Here is a 15,696-nt window from a genome sequence, read left to right as displayed (position 1 = left end):
GACGAACCACGCCGTCAGCGCGTGGGGGTGTCCTTCGAGCGTAATTCCCGCATACCGGCTTTCGAGTCTGTTTCGAGTAGTAGTGGACATGATCGGATTCCTCTTTATACTCGATACGAGGCGGGCAAGACCTTTGAACGAATACCCATTTTCCCGCCCGTTGGGAACAACATCCGTGCGCTACTGGCGTTCTCGCTTCCGATCCGACCGCGAAACGGTCGGTCGAGTCCAACTTGTACCGCCGCGATCGATCACCTCCCTCAAGAACTCCATACGCGTCCGGCGGCACTCGAGCGTACTCACGCCCGACCGCGGTCGAATAGTGCCCCCGGACCGTCGAGATCGCCCTCGAGTCCGACGGCGCCACAACTGTCCCACAGCGTCGCGCCGTTGCTCGTGATCACCGGGAGCCCCAGTTCTGACTCGAGATCTTCGACGGCGGCCAGCGACCGATAGTTCGTACAGGAGACGAAGACGGCGTCGAGGTCGTCGTCCCTGTCGGCGGCGTCGAGCACCTGCTGGTGGGCGTCGTCGGCGTCAAGCGCGCCGATCGCCGTGTTCGCCTCGAGTCCCCAGCCGTCGATCGACGCGACTTCGAAGCCCGACGCTTCGAGAAAGTCGCGCTCTTTTGCGTCGAGGTCGGCGGTATAGGGCGTGACGACGGCGATTTGTTCGGCCTCGAGCGCCTCGAGTGCGCGCACCACCGAGCGGGCCGTCGCGACGGCGGGCGCGTCGGCCGCCTCTCGAAGTCGCTCCTCGAGTTCCGCGTCGAACCCAGGGCCGTGGAGCAGGCTGCCGGTGGTACAGGCGTAGGCGACGACGTCGACGTCAGCGTGACCCAGCAGTTCGGCCGCCCGCGCAGCGTCGTCGCTCATGGCGTCCAGCGCGTCGACGGTCACAGACTCGAGTTCCATTCGCGCGCCGTGGACCGTAATCTCGCCGGGAAGCCACCGGCGGGAACTCCGGTTCGGCCGTGGTGTTCGAGGAGGGGACGATTAGCCCGAGTCGGCCGCGGACGTCGTCGGCGTCGGCGCCGGTGTTCATCGGTCAGTCTCCCCCGTCTCCACGTCTGAGTCGGTTCGCTTCCCGGCCGACCGATCGGCCTCGAGGGCCTTTCCGTCCCGTTCATCGGAATCGCCGTGGCCGCCGCCGCCGGGCGTTCGAACGGTCACCGTCGTCCCGGCCGCCACGTCGACGGTGGTCTTTGCGGGCACCGCGTCGCCGTCGATCAGGTTCTCGCCCACCGCGCCGTTCTCGCCGCCGGCGACGCCCTTCGGCGCGTGACGGCGGCGCTCGGTCAGCAGCGAGACGGTCGCGTCCTGTTCGACGGTCACCGTGCGCTCGAGGCCCAACCCGCCCCGAAATCGCCCGCGTCCGCCGCTGCCGTCCCGGAGCGCGTAGCGACCGACCCGCAGCGGGTACTCGGTTTCGAGCGATTCGATCGGCGTGTTGAGCGTGTTCGTCATGCCCACCTGCACGCCGTCCATCCCGTCGCGGTCGGCTCGAGCGCCGAAGCCGCCGCCGATCGTCTCGTAGTAGGTAAAGGAGCCGTCGCGCGCGCCGATGGTGAGGTTATTCATCGTCCCCTGACCCTGGGCGGGCACGCGCTCGGGTGCGGCCCCCGCGAGTGCGGTAAAGACGACGTCGGTCACGCGCTGGCTGGTCTCGACGTTGCCGCCGACCACGGCGGCAGGAGGGTCGGGATTCAGCAACGTTCCCTCGGGTGCGTGGACGCTCACCGGTTCGTAGCAGCCGTGGTTCGGCGGGATCTCGGGGTCCGTAATACAGCGAACGACGAAGTAGACCGCACTCTTTGCGACCGCGATCGGAGCGTTGAGGTTCCCCTCGAGTTGCCCCGCGGTTCCCGAGAAATCGACGCCGATCGTTTCGCCGTCGACCGTCACCGAGACGCTGATCTCGATATCCTCGTCGGTGACGCCGTCGCCCTCGAGGACGTCACTCGCCTCGTAGGTGCCGTCGGGAAGGGCCGCGATCTCGTCCGCGATCCGCTCGCGGGAGTAATCGATCACGGCGTCGAACCCCGACAGCACCGTCTCGCGGCCGTGCTCGTCGAAGAGCGCGCTCAGCCGTTCCTCGGCGCGTTCGTTCGCCGCGAGTTGGGCCCGCAGGTCGGCCCGTCGCTCGGTGGGGTTGCGGACGTTCGCGAGGATGAGCGACTGCACGTCCTCACGGCGTTCGCCGCCCTCGACGAGTCGAGTCGGCGGCAGTCGAAGCCCCTCCTGATAGATCTCCTGGGCCCCGGCGGGCATGCTGCCGGGGGTCATCCCACCTACGTCGGCGTGGTGGGCGCGGGAGACGGCGTAGCCGACGATTTCGGTTCCGTCGCTCTCCGGCGCCCCCTCCGTTTTGGGTGCAATAGTTGATACCATCGTCACGTCCGGCAGGTGCGTCCCGCCAGTGAAGGGGTCGTTGAGCACGAACACGTCGCCCGGCTTCGGGTCGTACTCGCGGACGGCGTCGACGGCTGCCGGCATCGCCCCGAGGTGGACCGGGATGTGTTCGGCCTGCGCGATCATCCGTCCCTCGGCGTCGAAGAGGGCCGTCGAGCAGTCCCGTCGTTCCTTGATGTTCGGCGAGTACGCGCCGCGGATCAAGGTCTGTCCCATCTCCTCGGCGACGCTCTCGAGTTGGTTACGAAGGACCTCGAGGGTCACCGGATCGATACCGTCGGCGTCGGTCGGGTCGGTTGTCGAATTTGTCGTCATCGCTCGCTCACCTCCGTTTCGTCCGCCGCTCGACGCATCACCAGCGTGCCGTCCTCGAGGATCTCGCCGCCCCAGTTCGGCGGGACGACGGTCGTACTCTCGGCCTGTTCGAGGATCGCCGGCCCGGAAATCGCTGCGCCGGACGCGAGTCGATCCCGGTCGTAGACGGTCGTCTTTCGGGACTCGACGCCGGCACCGGGGAAGTGTGCGTTCCGGGAGCCGAGATGCGCGTCGCCAGCCCCTTTGTGGCGGACGGTCGGCTCCGTTCCCGGAATCGTCGCCGTCGCTCGCAGGTTGACGACCTCGAGCGATTCGTCCATCGCGTAGCCGTAGGCGCGCTCGTGGGCGGCGTGGAAGCGCTCCGCGACCGCGTCTGCGTCGAACGTCTCGTCGACGGGAACGGTCAGTTCGAAGCTCTGGCCAGCGTAGCGACAGTCCGCGGCGCGTTCGACCCGCGCCGCGTCGGGGTCGGAGGCGTCCGCGAGTACGTTTTCGACGAGGTCGTCGTAGACGTCCTCGAGTTCCGATGAATCGGCCGTCTCACGGGTCGCTTCGCTCCCCGTTCGACCGTCCGAGGCGCTACGCGCCTCGCAATCGAGTCCGACACCGACCGTCCGAACCGCGTCGTAGCTCTCGTCTGCCGCGAGCAGACCGAACGCGGAGAGGACGCCGCCCGGCCGCGGGACGACGACGCGATCCACTTCGAGCGAGTCGGCTAGCGCGGCGGCGTGCATCGGTCCCGCGCCGCCGAATGCGACGACAGCGAACTCGCGGGGGTCGTGACCCCGCTCGACCGTCACCGAGCGGATGGTCCGGGTCATCGTCGCGTTCGCGACGCGGTAGACGCCGCGTGCGGCCTCGAGCGCGCTCTCGAGGCCCGCCTCGTCGGCGAGTCGCTCGAGAGCGTCGTGTGCGGTCTCGACGTCGAGGGTCATCTCGCCGCCCAGCGCGGTCTCGGAGCCGATGTAGCCCAGCACGACGTTGGCGTCGGTGACCGTCGGCTCGGTCCCGCCGCGTCCGTAACAGGCCGGACCCGGCTCCGCGCCGGACGAGCGCGGACCGACTCGGAGCGCGCCGCCGGAATCGACCCACGCGATCGAGCCGCCGCCCGCGCCGACGGTGTTCACGTCGACCATCGGCGTCCGGATCGGCAGGCCGTCGATCTCGGCGTCGGTCGTTCGCTCCGCTCGACCGTCGCGGACGAGGCTCACGTCGCTCGAGGTGCCGCCCATGTCGAAGGTGACGAGCCCCTCGACGTCGGCGTCGTCGACGGTCGCCGCGGCGCCGACGACGCCCGCGGCGGGGCCGGACAGCGTCGTCGTCACGGCGTGTTCACGAACGGTTTCGGGGTCGGTAATGCCGCCGTTTGCCTGCATGATCCGCGGTGCCGGGATTCCGGCGTCCTCGCTCTCCTCGACCAGTCGCCCGACGTAGTTGTCGATCGCCGGCCGAACGTAGGCGTCGACAGCGGTCGTCGACGTCCGCTCGAACTCGCGAAACTCCGCGAGCACCTCGTGGGAAGCCGAAACGGGAACGTCGAGTTCCTCGCGTAACGTCTCCGCGACGAGCCGTTCGTTTTCGGGATCGGCGTAGGAGTGCAGGAGACAGACCGCGACCGCTTCGGCCTCGGATTCGCGGAGGTCCGCTGCGAGGGCGCGGACCTCGTCGGGATCGACCGCTCGCTCGACGCCCTCGGGTGTCGTCCGCTCGTCGACCTCGAATCGGCGCTGGCGAGGGACCAGCGGATCCGGCTTCTCGGCCTCGAGGTCGTACAGTTCCGGCCGGTTCTGCCGGCCGATCTCGAGGACGTCCCGGAACCCCTCGGTCGTGACGAGCGCCGTCTTCGCGCCGCCGCGCTCGAGGAGGGCGTTGACCGAGACGGTCATCGCGTGGGCGAACTCGTCGATCGCCGCGGGCTCGATACCGGCCCGGTCGCAAGCCTTCGAGATCCCTTCGAGGACGCCGACGTGCTGGTCGTCGGTGGTCGGTACCTTCGCCGTGACGAGGCGGTCGTCGACGGTGAGCGCGACGTCGGTGAAGGTGCCGCCGACGTCGACGCCGATTCGGGTGGCCGAACTCGAGGCGCGGCCGCCGTCGGCGTGCAGGTCGTTGTCGGTCATCGGTACGTCTGAGTTATCGTTCGCGTTTGAATCATCCATCGCTTAGAGAATCAGCACGTCGTAGAGCGTCTGCAGGCCGATACCGATCACGACGAGCGTGACGAGGCCGCCGAGGACGTTCTGGAGGGTCGTGTTCGTGTGTTCGCCGAGCAGTTCGTCGTTGTTCATCGCGTAGATGAGGAAGACCGCGAGGATCGGCAGGAGGAGCCCGTTGGCGACCTGCGCGAAGACGATGACCTCGACGGGGTTGTAATCGAGCGCGGAGAAGACGATGCCGACGCCGAGGATCGTCATCCAGATCGCGCGGAACCGGGTCGATTGCAGGTCGCGCTCCCAGCCGAGTGCGCCCGCGGTCGCGTACGCTCCCGCGAGGGGTGCACTCATCGCGCTCGTAAAGCCGGCCGCGAAGAGCCCGATCGCGAAGAACGTGAGCGCGTAGCCGCCGAAGACGGGATCGAGTTGGTCGGCCATCGCGCCGACGTCGGCGATCTGTGTTCCGTCGGGGAACACCGCGGCGGCCGTCACGACGATCGAGGTCGTGATGACCCCGCCGATAACGACCATTGCGATCGTGTCGGTTCGACACTCCGCGAGATCGCTTACGCCGTCCCAGCGCTCCTGGACGGTGCTCGCGTGCAGGAACAGGTTGTAGCCGACGACGGTGGTGCCGACGAGGCCGGCGATCAGGTACGCCGAGCCCTCGGGAACCGTCGGCACGAGGCCGCCGCCGAGGGCGGTGATATCCGGTCGAACGATGATCGCGTTGAGCACGAACGCGAGACCCATGACAATGACGAGTCCGATGAAGACCCGCTCGATCAGTTTGTAGCTGCCCGACCACAGCAACGCGGCGGCGACCAGTCCGATGAGCGGTCCCCAGATGTTCTCGCTGACGCCGGTGATCGTCGCCAGAATCGAGAACGCGATCGTCCACACGAGCAGGTACGCGTACTCCGCGCCGATCACACTCGCCGTCGTTACCGTTCACGGACCGACGAACGCCGCCGCAACCAGCGCGCCCGGTCCGATCGCCTTCAGTCTGTCGAGTACACCCATGATATGTGTCCACAGTCATCCCTCTCCGAGAGCAGTAAAAGGGTTGTTAAGAATCGTACATACGATTCACAATCGCGCTCGAGTCGTCGTCGAGCGAGACGGTTACGCGCTGTGTCATGCTCTCACGTAGAACGCGAGCTACGTATAGTTCACGCACTGGTCCGGTCAGCGAACGAGCACTACACGGGAGAGTGCCTGGCTACGGCATCCAGTCCCGAAAGCGATTCCCTGCGCGCGGTCGTGCGAGCAGGTATGACCGATCAGATGGGGACCGAGGACGGGGACGAACGTACGAGCCACGTCGTCACCGCCTTCCTCCGACATCGCGGCGACGTACTGTTGTTACACCGGAGCGACGCCGTCGGCACCTACGCGGGCCGGTGGGGCGGCGTCTCCGGCTTCGCGGAGGGCAATCCCGACGAACAGGTCCGCGTCGAGATTCGGGAGGAGACCGGCCTCGAGCCCGGCGACGGCGTCTCGTTCGTCCGCGCCGGCCGTCCGGTCGAGTTCGAGGATCCGGCGCTCGGACGCGAGTGGGTCGTCCATCCGTACCTGTTCGATACGGACTCGCGAGCGGTCGACCCGAGCGAGGAACACGACGCCCTCGAGTGGGTCGCGCCGACCGAGATGTTGGATCTCGACCCCGACGACGGCCTCGAGACCCGGTTCAACGCCGACCGGGAAACGGTGCCCGAACTGTGGACGGCCTACGAACGCGTCGCGCCGACGGTCCGTTCGATCGCGGCCGACGACGAACACGGGGCTGCGCTCCTGTCGATCCGCGCACTCGAGGTCCTTCGCGACCGGGCGGGGCTGCTCGTCGCCGAACGGGCGGAGTTCGGTCCCGATCCGGCGGGCGAGTGGGACGAACTCACCGGACTCGTTGACCGACTGCTCGAGGCCCGGCCCTCGATGGCGGTCCTGCGGAACCGGGTCAACCGGGCGATGGCCGACGCCGTCGCCGCCGAAGACGAGGATTCGGTCGCCGGTGCGCCGGCGGTCCTCGAGTCGACCCTCTCGAATGTCGACCGCGCGCTCGCGGCCGACGACGACGCCGCGGCGACGGCGAGCGAGCGCGCCGCCGGGACCGTGATGACGCTCTCGCGATCGGGAACCGTCCTCGAGGCCCTCCGCGGGGGCGAGCCGTCTCGCGTCTTCGTCGCCGAGTCGCGACCGGCCCGGGAAGGGATCGACGTCGCCGAGGAACTGGCCGCGGCCGACGAGGTCGACTGTCCCGTGACGGTCCACACCGATGCCGCCGCGGCGCACCTCCTCTCGCGGGAGGACGTCGACCGGGTGCTCGTCGGGGCCGACACGATCCGCGCCGACGGAGCCGTCGTGAACAAGACCGGGACGCGGATGCTCGCCCTCGCCGGGTCCCGCGAGGGGATTCCGGTCTCGGTCGTCGCCGCCACCGACAAGCTCTCGACCCGCGAGGAGGTTCCCCTCGAGTGCGGCGGCCGATCGGCGGTGTACGACGGCGACGCCTTGTTCGATGTCGCGAACCCGACCTTCGACGTGACGCCCGCCGACTGCGTCGACGAGGTCGTCACCGAGCGCGGCGCACTCGAGACCGACGCCGTCGGGGACGTCGTCGAAGAGTTGCGGGCGCTCGAGGAGTGGAGCGACGGCTGATACGGTTTACTGTGGTCAATTACCGCCGATCACCAGGGACGGGGTCGGTGATCGGCGGTACATAGTTACAGCAATCCGTATGAGGAAGCGACAGAGGGAAATCCCTTCGGGACTTACGAGGGGCCGCGGCAGTGACGAAGAGTTACCCCCTCCGAGCCCCTTGTGACGAGGGCTTTTCTCCGAGCCGCATTCTTACGCTGCTAGCGAGTCGTTCCGTCATCTCCCCGGTAGACGAACTCGGTCGCGATTTCCGCCGGCGTGGTCAGTTCGATCTCGCCCGCGGCGACGAGCGCCGAGAGGTGCGCGGCCGTCTCCTCGAGTGCCGCGGCGTCCTCGTCGTCCATCTCGTAGAAGGTGATCGTCGTGAGCCCGCCGTAGCGAGCCGTCCAGTCGATCGCGTCGATCATCTGCTCGGCGGTGAGGTTCCGCCGGTCGACGCCGCCGGAGATGCGCGTGACGGTCAGCGGGTTGGTCGCGTACGCTTGGGCTCGGTGGCGGCCCGCGAAGCCGAGGTCGTAGTGCTCTCCGACGATGTCGAGCATCCGCTGGTCGAACCGGCCGCCGGGGAACGCGAAGTACTGCGCGTCGTGGTAGCCGCGCTCGGCGAACCACGAAAGCGGCGAGAGGAGGTCCGACTCGAGCCGTTCGGGTTCGACCTGATGGAGATGCTGGTGGCGAGCGCCGACGGTCCCGAGCGACCAGCCGGCGTCGACGAGTTCGGCGACCTGCGCTTCGGTTAACCGATCGCCCGCCATCGACGCGTCCGGTCGGATCCGGTCGGTCGCGAGGAACGTCGAGGCGGACAGGCCGTACTCTTCGAGGATCGGATAGGCGAGCGTGTAGTCCGACTCGAATCCGCCCTGAAACTGGATCAGTACGCGAGCCTCGGTGATCCGCGGGACGAAGTGGAGGTCGTCGATCCAGAACTCGCGCTCCTGGTCCCCGCTCCAGTCTATCACCTGAATTTCGGTGATCGCGCTCAGGTCGGGGTCGCCGCCGACGGCCGTGTGGCCGAAGTTCCGCCTGACGAACGGGTGGCCCTCGCGGACGTGCTGTTTGAACTGGAAGAAATCTCCGCTGGCGTCCTGGAGCTGGATCACCGGGTTCGCCGCGTCGTCGGTCGCGAGCGCCAGCGCGGGGGCGACCTCGCGAACGTCGATCGGTTCCGGGAGCGGCCGCCTGATTCTGACCTGGTCTTCTGACGCGGACGCGCGCAATCGGACCGACTGCGTGCCCTCGTACGCGCGCTCGGCGTCGGCTTCGAATCTGCCGGCAAGTATCTCCCACCGTCCGAGGTCCTCGAAGTCGTCGAACGTGCCGAGTAGTCCCGGCTCCTCGTCCGCACTTTCGTCGTCGCCGTCATCGTCACTGTCACCGTCATCGGAATCGTCTTCCTCGACGTCCTCGCCGTCATCGGCGACGTCACTCTCCTCGTCAACAGTGTCGTCGCCGACGCCCTCTTCGTCCTGACTCCGCTGTGCTGGATCGTCGCTGAAACAGCCCGCGAACGCGCTCATAGCGATCGCCGACGTCGTGAGATAGGAGCGCCGTTTCATGTGATCGTGTATCGAAATCGGCTCAGCACCCTTGTTATGGAGAGGCAAGCAGCGAACCCATCGGATTAATTCAGAATAAATGTCGTCGTCGAGTTGACCCGCTTTCTGTTCGACGCGGATACTCGAGGAGGGCCAGACCGTCGGCTCCGGACATCCGAACGACTCTCCGTATCGGCGCGCGACGCGCGTGACACGGCAGAACCGAGTCTCAACAGGCCGTCCGGAACGGGGCGTGGCTTCGTTACGGGTCCCGTACAGCGAGCGGGAACCGGCCGGGCGCGTAGCGACGTGTGTTCCGATCCCCAACGAACCGCAACTCCACCGGCGCTACCCTACCGGTGACACAAACCTTCAACCCGGCTTCGTCCGTACCCACGGCACATGCAACTCGAACTCGAGCGCCTCGGCGTCCACGACTCGGTCGAGGCGGTGTTTCCACCCGCAGAACTCGCGGCGTTTCTCGCCGACCTCCCGGCCCCCGTCGACGTGATCGGCGACGGCGAAATCGCGACCTGCGACGCCGCTGTCACCCTCGAGCACCGCGAGGCCTTCCTCGAACTGGACTGGGTCCACTCGATTCAGGCGGGTGTCGACCGGTTCCCGTTCGACGCCTTCGAGGCCAACGACGTGATCTTGACCAACAGCACGGGAATCCACGACCGCAGCGTCGGCGAAACCGTTGCGGGCTACCTGCTCTCGTTTTCCCGACGGCTCCACGATCACGTCGCGAACCAGCAAGAGCGCCGCTGGAGTCGGCCGGAGTGGGACGAGGCGTTTACGCTGCCGGGAAAAACGGCCTGCGTCGTCGGAACCGGCACGCTCGGGCGCGGTGTCGCCGAGGTCGTCGGCTCGCTCGGGGTGGAGATGACGGGCCTTCGGCGCTCGAGCGAGTCCGTCCCCGGATTCGAGGCGATCTACGCGAACGATGACCTGCACGCGGCCATCGCGGAGGCCGATTTCGTGATCGTCACCGTCCCGCTGACCGACGATACCCGGCATCTCTTCGACGCCGACGCGTTCGACACCATGCGCGAGGACGCGTATTTCGTCAACGTCGCCCGCGGGCCGGTCGTGGACGAACCGGCGCTGATCGACGCGCTCGAGTCGGATGCCATCGCCGGCGCGGCGCTGGACGTCTTCGAGGCGGAGCCGCTCCCCGAGAACTCCCCGTTGTGGGAGTTAGACGAGGTGATCGTCTCGCCTCACTGTGCGGCGTACACGCGGGACTACTTCCGCGACGTCGGCGAAATCGTCCGCAAGAACGTCTCGCGACTCGACTCCGACGCGGAATTCCACAATCGCGTGGTCTGAAGATGACGGGGCCTCGAGTGTCCGTCCGTGAGGCCGCGTCGGCGGACGCCGAGTCGATCGCCGACGTGCACGCGGCCTCGATTCGCGAACTCGGCAGCGACGAGTACGAGGACCGACAGCTTCGGGCGTGGCTCTCGAACGTCCATCCGGAGCGCTACCCGCTCGAGGAGCCGGGGTTTCTGATCGTCGTGGCCGAACGCGAACACGGCGCTGACAGCGGCGCGGGCGACGATACTGCTCCCGACGCCGGTTCCAACACCGACACCGCCGACGGAATCGTCGGCTTCGGCCTGCTGGACTGCAAGCCGAGCGACCGCGACGAGTCGACCGGCGAAATCGGGGCCGTCTACGTTCACCCCGACCACGCTCGCGAGGGCGTCGGTCGGACGATTCTCGCAGCGCTCGAGTCAGCCGCACGTGAGGAGGGCCTCGAGACGCTCGTGTTAACGGCGTCGCGAAACGCGATCGACTTCTATCGGGATCGGGCGTACGAGGGGATCGAAACGGTCTCCCTCGAGATGGAAGAGGGCGTAGAACTCGAGTGTCTGCGGATGCAACGGACGATACAGTCGGCGTGACCCCACCGTCAGATCGGACACCCCGCGGACCGACGCGGTCCGCTACCTTTTTGCCTGCAGTCTCGGAAGGAATCGGCATGCTCACCGTGCGGGCACCTGCGACGAGTGCGAACCTCGGGAGTGGCTTCGACGTCTTCGGTGTCGCCCTCGAGTCGCCCGCCGACGTGATCCGAGTCGAACGCGCGTCGGAAACGCGAATTACGGTCACCGGCGCCGGCAGCCAGTACATTCCGGAGGATCCGGACCAGAACACCGTCGGGGCAGTCGCCGACGCACTCGACGCACCGGCACACATCAAGATCGACAAGGGTGTGCGCCCGTCCTCGGGTCTGGGCTCCTCCGCTGCGAGCGCGGCCGGTGCGGCCCTCGCGCTTAACGCGCTTTACGCTCGCGGTCTTTCGCGGGAAGAACTCGTGCCGATCGCTGCGGAGGGCGAAGCGCTCGTCTCCGGCGAAGCGCACGCGGACAACGTCGCCCCCTCGCTGTTGGGCGGTTTCACCATCGTTACCGACGACGGCGTCACGCAAGTCGATAGCGAAATCCCGGTCGTCGCCTGTCTTCCGGAGACCAGCGTCTCTACGCGCGACGCTCGCGGGGTCGTCCCCGACTCGGCGCCCCTCGAGGACGTCGTCGACACCGTCGGCAACGCCGCCACGCTCACCGTCGGCATGACACGGAACGATCCCGTTCTCGTCGGCCGCGGCATGAACGACGCCATCGTCACGCCCCAGCGGACCGCCCTGATCGACGGCTACGAGCAGGTTCGCGAGGCGGCCCTCGAGGCGGGCGCGACCGGCGTCACGGTCAGCGGGGCCGGACCGGGGATTCTCGCGGTCTGTCGCGAGCGCGACCAGCGGGCCATCGCCGGATCGATGGTCGACGCCTTCGACGGCGTCGGCATCGAGAGCCGCGCCTACCAGACTCGCGTCGGCGAGGGGGCGCGGCTGTACCGGGACTGATCGCCGATTCGCACTCATCACTCGAGTGAGTCCTCCCAATGGGAACACGCACCGACGCCGGACTCGCGGTACTCGTTCTTGTCGCCGCCGGAATCGCGTTTCTCGTCGTCGAGGCGACGGTGTGGTGGCCGGCCATCGTCATCGGCGGCCTCGGAACGATCGGCTTCGAACTCGTGGCCTTTCGGGATCCCGATACCGTTCGCGAGTACTGGGAACGGCCCGTCGTCCAGTTCGTGTCCGTCATCCTCGCGCTCGTCGGCGTGGCAGTCGGTGCTCGCGTCGCTCCCTCGAGCGTCCTCTCGTTCGTCTGTGGGTCGCTACTGGCGTACCTCGGCTTTCTCGCGGCTGTGGCCGTTGTGCGACGGACATCGTGAACCACGGCGTTCGAGATCGACGGAAACTGACCCGGCGTTCGAGAAGCAACACTTTATGGACTCGACAGGAAGGGGTACGTGACAGACACGGATGAACCGGTTCGTTCGCGCGATGGTGGTCCCGTTTTTCGTGGCGCTGTTCCCGGCCGTGTGGTATCTCAACCGGAATCTGACGAGCGAGCGGTTACCGCCGTACACGGAACCCACGACCGAACTACTGCTGGCCTCCATCGGGGCCGCAATCATCGGATCGGTCGTGTTTGCAATGGTCGTCGCCCTGATCACTTCACGACGTGGTACCAACGAGTCCGGTGGATTGTACCGACGGCGGATCCTTCGCCCCAGCGGCCCGGCGCTCCGGGTGTTCGGTCTCCTGATCGCGGTCGTTTTCGGGTGGGCACTGACCGAATTCGTCGGGGTCGGCCCGTTGTGGGTCGAAATCGTGTTTTCGATCCTCGTCCTGCCGCTGTCGATTCCGTTCCTCCTCTTGGCACCGCTCGCGATACGATTTCACTGGGCGGTCGTCCTCGGTCTCGCCCTGTGTGTCCTCTGGCTGTCGCTGCTGGCGACCGTCGTTTCCGATCTGCTACGTCGCGATATCGACGTGAAGACATAGCGGTGGAGACAGAAACGAAACCGTCGCGACGGCCTCGAGTGCGAGCGACTCTAGACGCCCCGTCCCTGCATCTTCTCTTCGTCGGGCAGGTCGACGTTCGCGTCGCCTTTCATGCTCTTGCCGAGGTTCTTCGAGATCTCGGTGAGCGTCTCCGGATCGTCCCAGTTGTTCGTCGCCTCGACGATCGCCTCGCCCATCTCGACCGGGTTCTCGGCACCGAAGATCCCGCTGCCCACGAAGATGCCGTCGCACTCGTGGTGCATCATGAGCGCCGCGTCGGCGGGCGTCGCGATCCCGCCAGCGGCGAAGTTGACGACCGGCAGTCGCCCCATCTCGGCGGTCTCGTGGACCAGTTCCGCGGGCGCTTCGATCTCGCGAGCGTAGGCCTCCCGTTCCTCGTGGCTCTTGCCCTCCAACTCGCGGATTGCGCCCTTGATCGTCCGCTGGTGGTGGACGGCCTGGTTGACGTCGCCGGTGCCGGCCTCGCCTTTAGTTCGGATCATCGCCGCGCCCTCGTTGATGCGCCGGAGCGCTTCGCCGAGGTTGCGGGCGCCGCAGACGAACGGCGCGGTAAAGTCGCGCTTGTCGATGTGGTAGGCGTCGTCCGCCGGGGTGAGAACTTCAGACTCGTCGATCATGTCGACGCCGACGGCCTCTAAGATCTGAGCTTCCTTCGTGTGGCCGATTCGAGCCTTCCCCATGACCGGAATGGAAACCTCGTTGACGATCTCCTCGACGTCCGCGGGGTCGGCCATGCGTGCGACGCCGCCGCGCTTGCGGATGTCCGCGGGGACCGCTTCCAGCGCCATGACGGCGACCGCACCGGCGTCCTCGGCGATGCGGGCCTGTTCTTTGTTGACGACGTCCATGATGACGCCGCCTTTCTGCATGCGGGCGAACCCTCGCTTGACGAGGTCGGTCCCGCGTCGGAGTTCCTCGAGATCGGTGTTTTCGCTCATACTGCGCGGTTAGGAGCCATCGCACTTACGCGTGTTCGTTCCGGTCGATGGCGAGATTCGATCACCGCTCCGCGACGCACTCTCCTCGTACAGCCGAACCCGCACTCGAGCGCCGTACAGTCTCGCGAGCAGGCGGTTCTAACGCTCGAGTTCGGCACGCAGGTCGAGTCCGGTCTCGAGACTCGCACCGACCGGTGAGGCGAGCACGACCGCGAGCGAAGTCAGTTCATCGGGCGGAATCACCTCGAGTCGCCCGCGTCGAACCGGGATCGTCACGCCGCCACCCGCGACGAGAGCGCAAACGACAGCCACAGCGGGAGCCGCCAACCGCTACTGTTTTGCGAGTGTCGTTCGTCACGCCGGACGAACGATGTCTGCGACGACCCGGCTGCCGGACCGCGACCCGCTACCGACGTATCTCGCCCCCGTTCCGAAGACGCTCGAGGATCTCGGACTGCGCTTTGCGTGGCTCGTCGTGGCGATCAACCTCGCGGGGACGGCCTTCGGCTTCTGGTACTACTCCGGGCAGTTCGCCGAAACCGCGACCGTAATGTGGCCCTGGGTGCCCGATAGCCCGCTCGCGACGCTGTTTATCGCGCTGGCGATCGCCGCGTGGAAACTCGGCTACGAACAGCCGTGGCTGACGTCGCTGGCGTTTTTCGGAAACATCGTCCTCGGACTGTGGACCCCGTTTACGCTCCTCGCGTTCTACGACGCCTACGCCTATCTGCATCCGTTGATGTTCCAGTTCCTCTTCTGGAGTCACCTCGCGATGGTCGTTCAGGCGTTCGTCCTCCACCGGATTACCGACTTTCCCGTCTGGGGCGTTGCCGTCGCGCTCGTCTGGTACGCGAGTAACCTCGTCGTCGACTATTTCATCCCGGTCGTCGGCGAGCCACACCACACGACGATTCCCGTTCCGCGGGACGAATCGATGTTTCTCGGTGCGGACGCGCTCGGCGTGATCGCCGCGGGCGAGGTCACGTTCGTGCTGCTCGCGCTCTTTCTCGCGCTGGCGACGCGGGTCAAAAAGTACGAAGCCGCCCGGAATCGAGCCGTGGGCACTGATTCGGGCTGATAGCGGGCCCTACAGGTCGTCGACGTACGCGAGTTCGAGATACGGGTCGAGGACTCGGGCAGCCGATCGACGTTCGAGCGTTCCGGTCTCCGAGTCGTACTGCAGGACGGCTGCATCGACCAGTTTCCGGAGGTGGTTGTGGTGGAACTCGAGGGCGATCTCTTCGAGGCGTTCACGCGTCGGTTCGCCTTCCGTGTGTGCGATCCGTTCGACGATCTCTTCGAGGCTCACTGCCCCCACTTTTCGAGAGAGGTAATACAGCGCGTACCGGCGCCGCTCCTCGAGGAGGAGTTCGAAGACGGTGTTCGACGAAAGGCTAGCATCAGCGTTCGGGGTCTCCACGTTTGCGGTGTCTGTCTTCATGGTGCTCTGTACTCGGCTTACACGGCGGCGGGCAACGCGTCTGCTCGGAACAACTTCAGCAGAGCACACCCTCCGGTTGGAACACAGAAGCGATAAATGTTTTGTTACTTTCGTCCTGTTCGCCTGAATGTCCAGGTAATGACCGGGAATAACTCATCTTGAGATTTTTCTACCGGCCTTACTGTCCAATTCTCGATCCGGTTCGAACCTGGGGTTCGTGGAGCGGATCGATACGGCGTTTCACTGCGAACGATGCCGACGAGACCTCCGCGCGTACGTGTATCGGCGTGTGAAGTGGCCGCAAACGGCTTTCGAGGAGTATATGCCGATACTCAGTGGTCGGAACGACCTGTGATCGTTATTCG

At 66.5% G+C, this 15,696-nt stretch carries 13 protein-coding genes and 3 pseudogenes; 7 read left to right on the top strand and 9 right to left on the bottom strand.

The window, feature by feature from the left end:
• The 5 genes and pseudogenes from GS429_RS22075 to GS429_RS04850 form a co-directional block, all read right to left on the bottom strand.
• Positions 1-90 (bottom strand): annotated as a pseudogene (locus GS429_RS22075) (DoxX family protein); the annotation flags it as partial.
• Positions 91-299: 209 nt separating this feature from the next.
• Positions 300-1,044, bottom strand: a pseudogene (locus tag GS429_RS04865) (maleate cis-trans isomerase family protein).
• Positions 1,041-2,726, bottom strand: a complete 1,686-nt coding sequence (locus tag GS429_RS04860; protein WP_160063259.1) for a hydantoinase B/oxoprolinase family protein — start codon at positions 2,724-2,726, stop codon at positions 1,041-1,043. Before GS429_RS04860 ends, GS429_RS04865 begins: the two are co-directional and overlap by 4 nt.
• Positions 2,723-4,885 carry a hydantoinase/oxoprolinase family protein gene (locus GS429_RS04855; RefSeq protein WP_160063257.1) on the bottom strand — a complete coding sequence of 721 codons (2,163 nt, stop codon included), beginning with the start codon at positions 4,883-4,885 and terminating at the stop codon, positions 2,723-2,725. Before GS429_RS04855 ends, GS429_RS04860 begins: the two co-directional genes overlap by 4 nt.
• A 3-nt stretch (positions 4,886-4,888) precedes the next feature.
• Positions 4,889-5,902 (bottom strand): annotated as a pseudogene (locus GS429_RS04850) (NRAMP family divalent metal transporter).
• Positions 5,903-6,154: 252 nt separating this feature from the next.
• On the opposite strand from GS429_RS04850, the gene GS429_RS04845 reads away from it, so the two are divergent.
• Entirely contained in the window at positions 6,155-7,537 is a 1,383-nt protein-coding gene (locus GS429_RS04845; protein WP_160063255.1) for an eIF2B alpha/beta/delta subunit family protein, read from the top strand.
• Positions 7,538-7,737: 200 nt separating this feature from the next.
• On the opposite strand, the gene GS429_RS04840 is transcribed toward GS429_RS04845, so the two are convergent.
• Complete coding sequence (locus GS429_RS04840) at positions 7,738-9,093, bottom strand: polysaccharide deacetylase family protein (RefSeq protein WP_160063253.1); 1,356 nt, start codon at positions 9,091-9,093, stop codon at positions 7,738-7,740.
• Between the two features lie 381 nt (positions 9,094-9,474).
• On the opposite strand from GS429_RS04840, the gene ddh reads away from it, so the two are divergent.
• The 5 genes from ddh to GS429_RS04815 all read left to right on the top strand — a co-directional run bounded on the left by ddh (position 9,475) and on the right by GS429_RS04815 (position 12,931).
• The gene (gene ddh, locus GS429_RS04835) at positions 9,475-10,404 is read left to right on the top strand and encodes a D-2-hydroxyacid dehydrogenase (RefSeq protein WP_160063251.1); all 930 of its coding nucleotides are present in this window, start codon (positions 9,475-9,477) and stop codon (positions 10,402-10,404) included.
• 2 nt (positions 10,405-10,406) lie between these two features.
• Positions 10,407-10,982: a GNAT family N-acetyltransferase gene (locus tag GS429_RS04830; protein ID WP_160063249.1), complete on the top strand. Its 576-nt coding sequence runs from the start codon at positions 10,407-10,409 to the stop codon at positions 10,980-10,982.
• A gap of 77 nt (positions 10,983-11,059) precedes the next feature.
• Positions 11,060-11,941 carry a homoserine kinase gene (locus GS429_RS04825; protein ID WP_160063247.1) on the top strand — a complete coding sequence of 294 codons (882 nt, stop codon included), beginning with the start codon at positions 11,060-11,062 and terminating at the stop codon, positions 11,939-11,941.
• A 38-nt stretch (positions 11,942-11,979) separates the two neighbouring features.
• A complete protein-coding gene (locus tag GS429_RS04820; RefSeq protein WP_160063245.1) occupies positions 11,980-12,315 on the top strand; it encodes a hypothetical protein in 336 nt (111 codons plus the stop codon).
• A 91-nt stretch (positions 12,316-12,406) separates the two neighbouring features.
• Positions 12,407-12,931, top strand: coding sequence for a hypothetical protein (locus GS429_RS04815; RefSeq protein ID WP_235920735.1), 525 nt, complete (start codon positions 12,407-12,409; stop codon positions 12,929-12,931).
• 50 nt (positions 12,932-12,981) lie between these two features.
• Here the strand turns inward: GS429_RS04815 and pdxS are convergent, their stop codons facing one another.
• Both pdxS and GS429_RS04805 read right to left on the bottom strand, forming a co-directional pair.
• Positions 12,982-13,890: a pyridoxal 5'-phosphate synthase lyase subunit PdxS gene (gene pdxS / locus GS429_RS04810; RefSeq protein ID WP_160063243.1), complete on the bottom strand. Its 909-nt coding sequence runs from the start codon at positions 13,888-13,890 to the stop codon at positions 12,982-12,984.
• Positions 13,891-14,028: 138 nt separating this feature from the next.
• Complete coding sequence (locus GS429_RS04805) at positions 14,029-14,202, bottom strand: hypothetical protein (RefSeq protein WP_160063241.1); 174 nt, start codon at positions 14,200-14,202, stop codon at positions 14,029-14,031.
• A gap of 58 nt (positions 14,203-14,260) precedes the next feature.
• On the opposite strand from GS429_RS04805, the gene GS429_RS04800 reads away from it, so the two are divergent.
• Positions 14,261-14,968, top strand: coding sequence for a DUF1405 domain-containing protein (locus tag GS429_RS04800; RefSeq protein WP_160063239.1), 708 nt, complete (start codon positions 14,261-14,263; stop codon positions 14,966-14,968).
• Positions 14,969-14,977: 9 nt separating this feature from the next.
• On the opposite strand, the gene GS429_RS04795 is transcribed toward GS429_RS04800, so the two are convergent.
• A complete protein-coding gene (locus GS429_RS04795; protein WP_160063237.1) occupies positions 14,978-15,331 on the bottom strand; it encodes a DUF7344 domain-containing protein in 354 nt (117 codons plus the stop codon).
• Positions 15,332-15,696 lie beyond the last annotated feature (365 nt).

The organism is Natronorubrum halalkaliphilum, assembly GCF_009834785.1.
GTDB classification, from domain to species: Archaea; Halobacteriota; Halobacteria; order Halobacteriales; family Natrialbaceae; genus Natronorubrum; species Natronorubrum halalkaliphilum.
The sequence above is the reverse complement of the archived record's forward strand: the minus strand, read 5'-3'. Positions and strand labels throughout refer to the sequence as shown.

Coding starts and splice junctions, on each gene's coding strand:
- GS429_RS04860 (WP_160063259.1), bottom strand. CDS start 2,726: ATGACGACAAATTCGACAACCGACCCGACCGACGCCGACGGTATCGAT.
- GS429_RS04855 (WP_160063257.1), bottom strand. CDS start 4,885: ATGGATGATTCAAACGCGAACGATAACTCAGACGTACCGATGACCGAC.
- GS429_RS04845 (WP_160063255.1), top strand. CDS start 6,155: ATGACCGATCAGATGGGGACCGAGGACGGGGACGAACGTACGAGCCAC.
- GS429_RS04840 (WP_160063253.1), bottom strand. CDS start 9,093: ATGAAACGGCGCTCCTATCTCACGACGTCGGCGATCGCTATGAGCGCG.
- ddh (WP_160063251.1), top strand. CDS start 9,475: ATGCAACTCGAACTCGAGCGCCTCGGCGTCCACGACTCGGTCGAGGCG.
- GS429_RS04830 (WP_160063249.1), top strand. CDS start 10,407: ATGACGGGGCCTCGAGTGTCCGTCCGTGAGGCCGCGTCGGCGGACGCC.
- GS429_RS04825 (WP_160063247.1), top strand. CDS start 11,060: ATGCTCACCGTGCGGGCACCTGCGACGAGTGCGAACCTCGGGAGTGGC.
- GS429_RS04820 (WP_160063245.1), top strand. CDS start 11,980: ATGGGAACACGCACCGACGCCGGACTCGCGGTACTCGTTCTTGTCGCC.
- GS429_RS04815 (WP_235920735.1), top strand. CDS start 12,407: ATGAACCGGTTCGTTCGCGCGATGGTGGTCCCGTTTTTCGTGGCGCTG.
- pdxS (WP_160063243.1), bottom strand. CDS start 13,890: ATGAGCGAAAACACCGATCTCGAGGAACTCCGACGCGGGACCGACCTC.
- GS429_RS04800 (WP_160063239.1), top strand. CDS start 14,261: ATGTCTGCGACGACCCGGCTGCCGGACCGCGACCCGCTACCGACGTAT.
- GS429_RS04795 (WP_160063237.1), bottom strand. CDS start 15,331: ATGAAGACAGACACCGCAAACGTGGAGACCCCGAACGCTGATGCTAGC.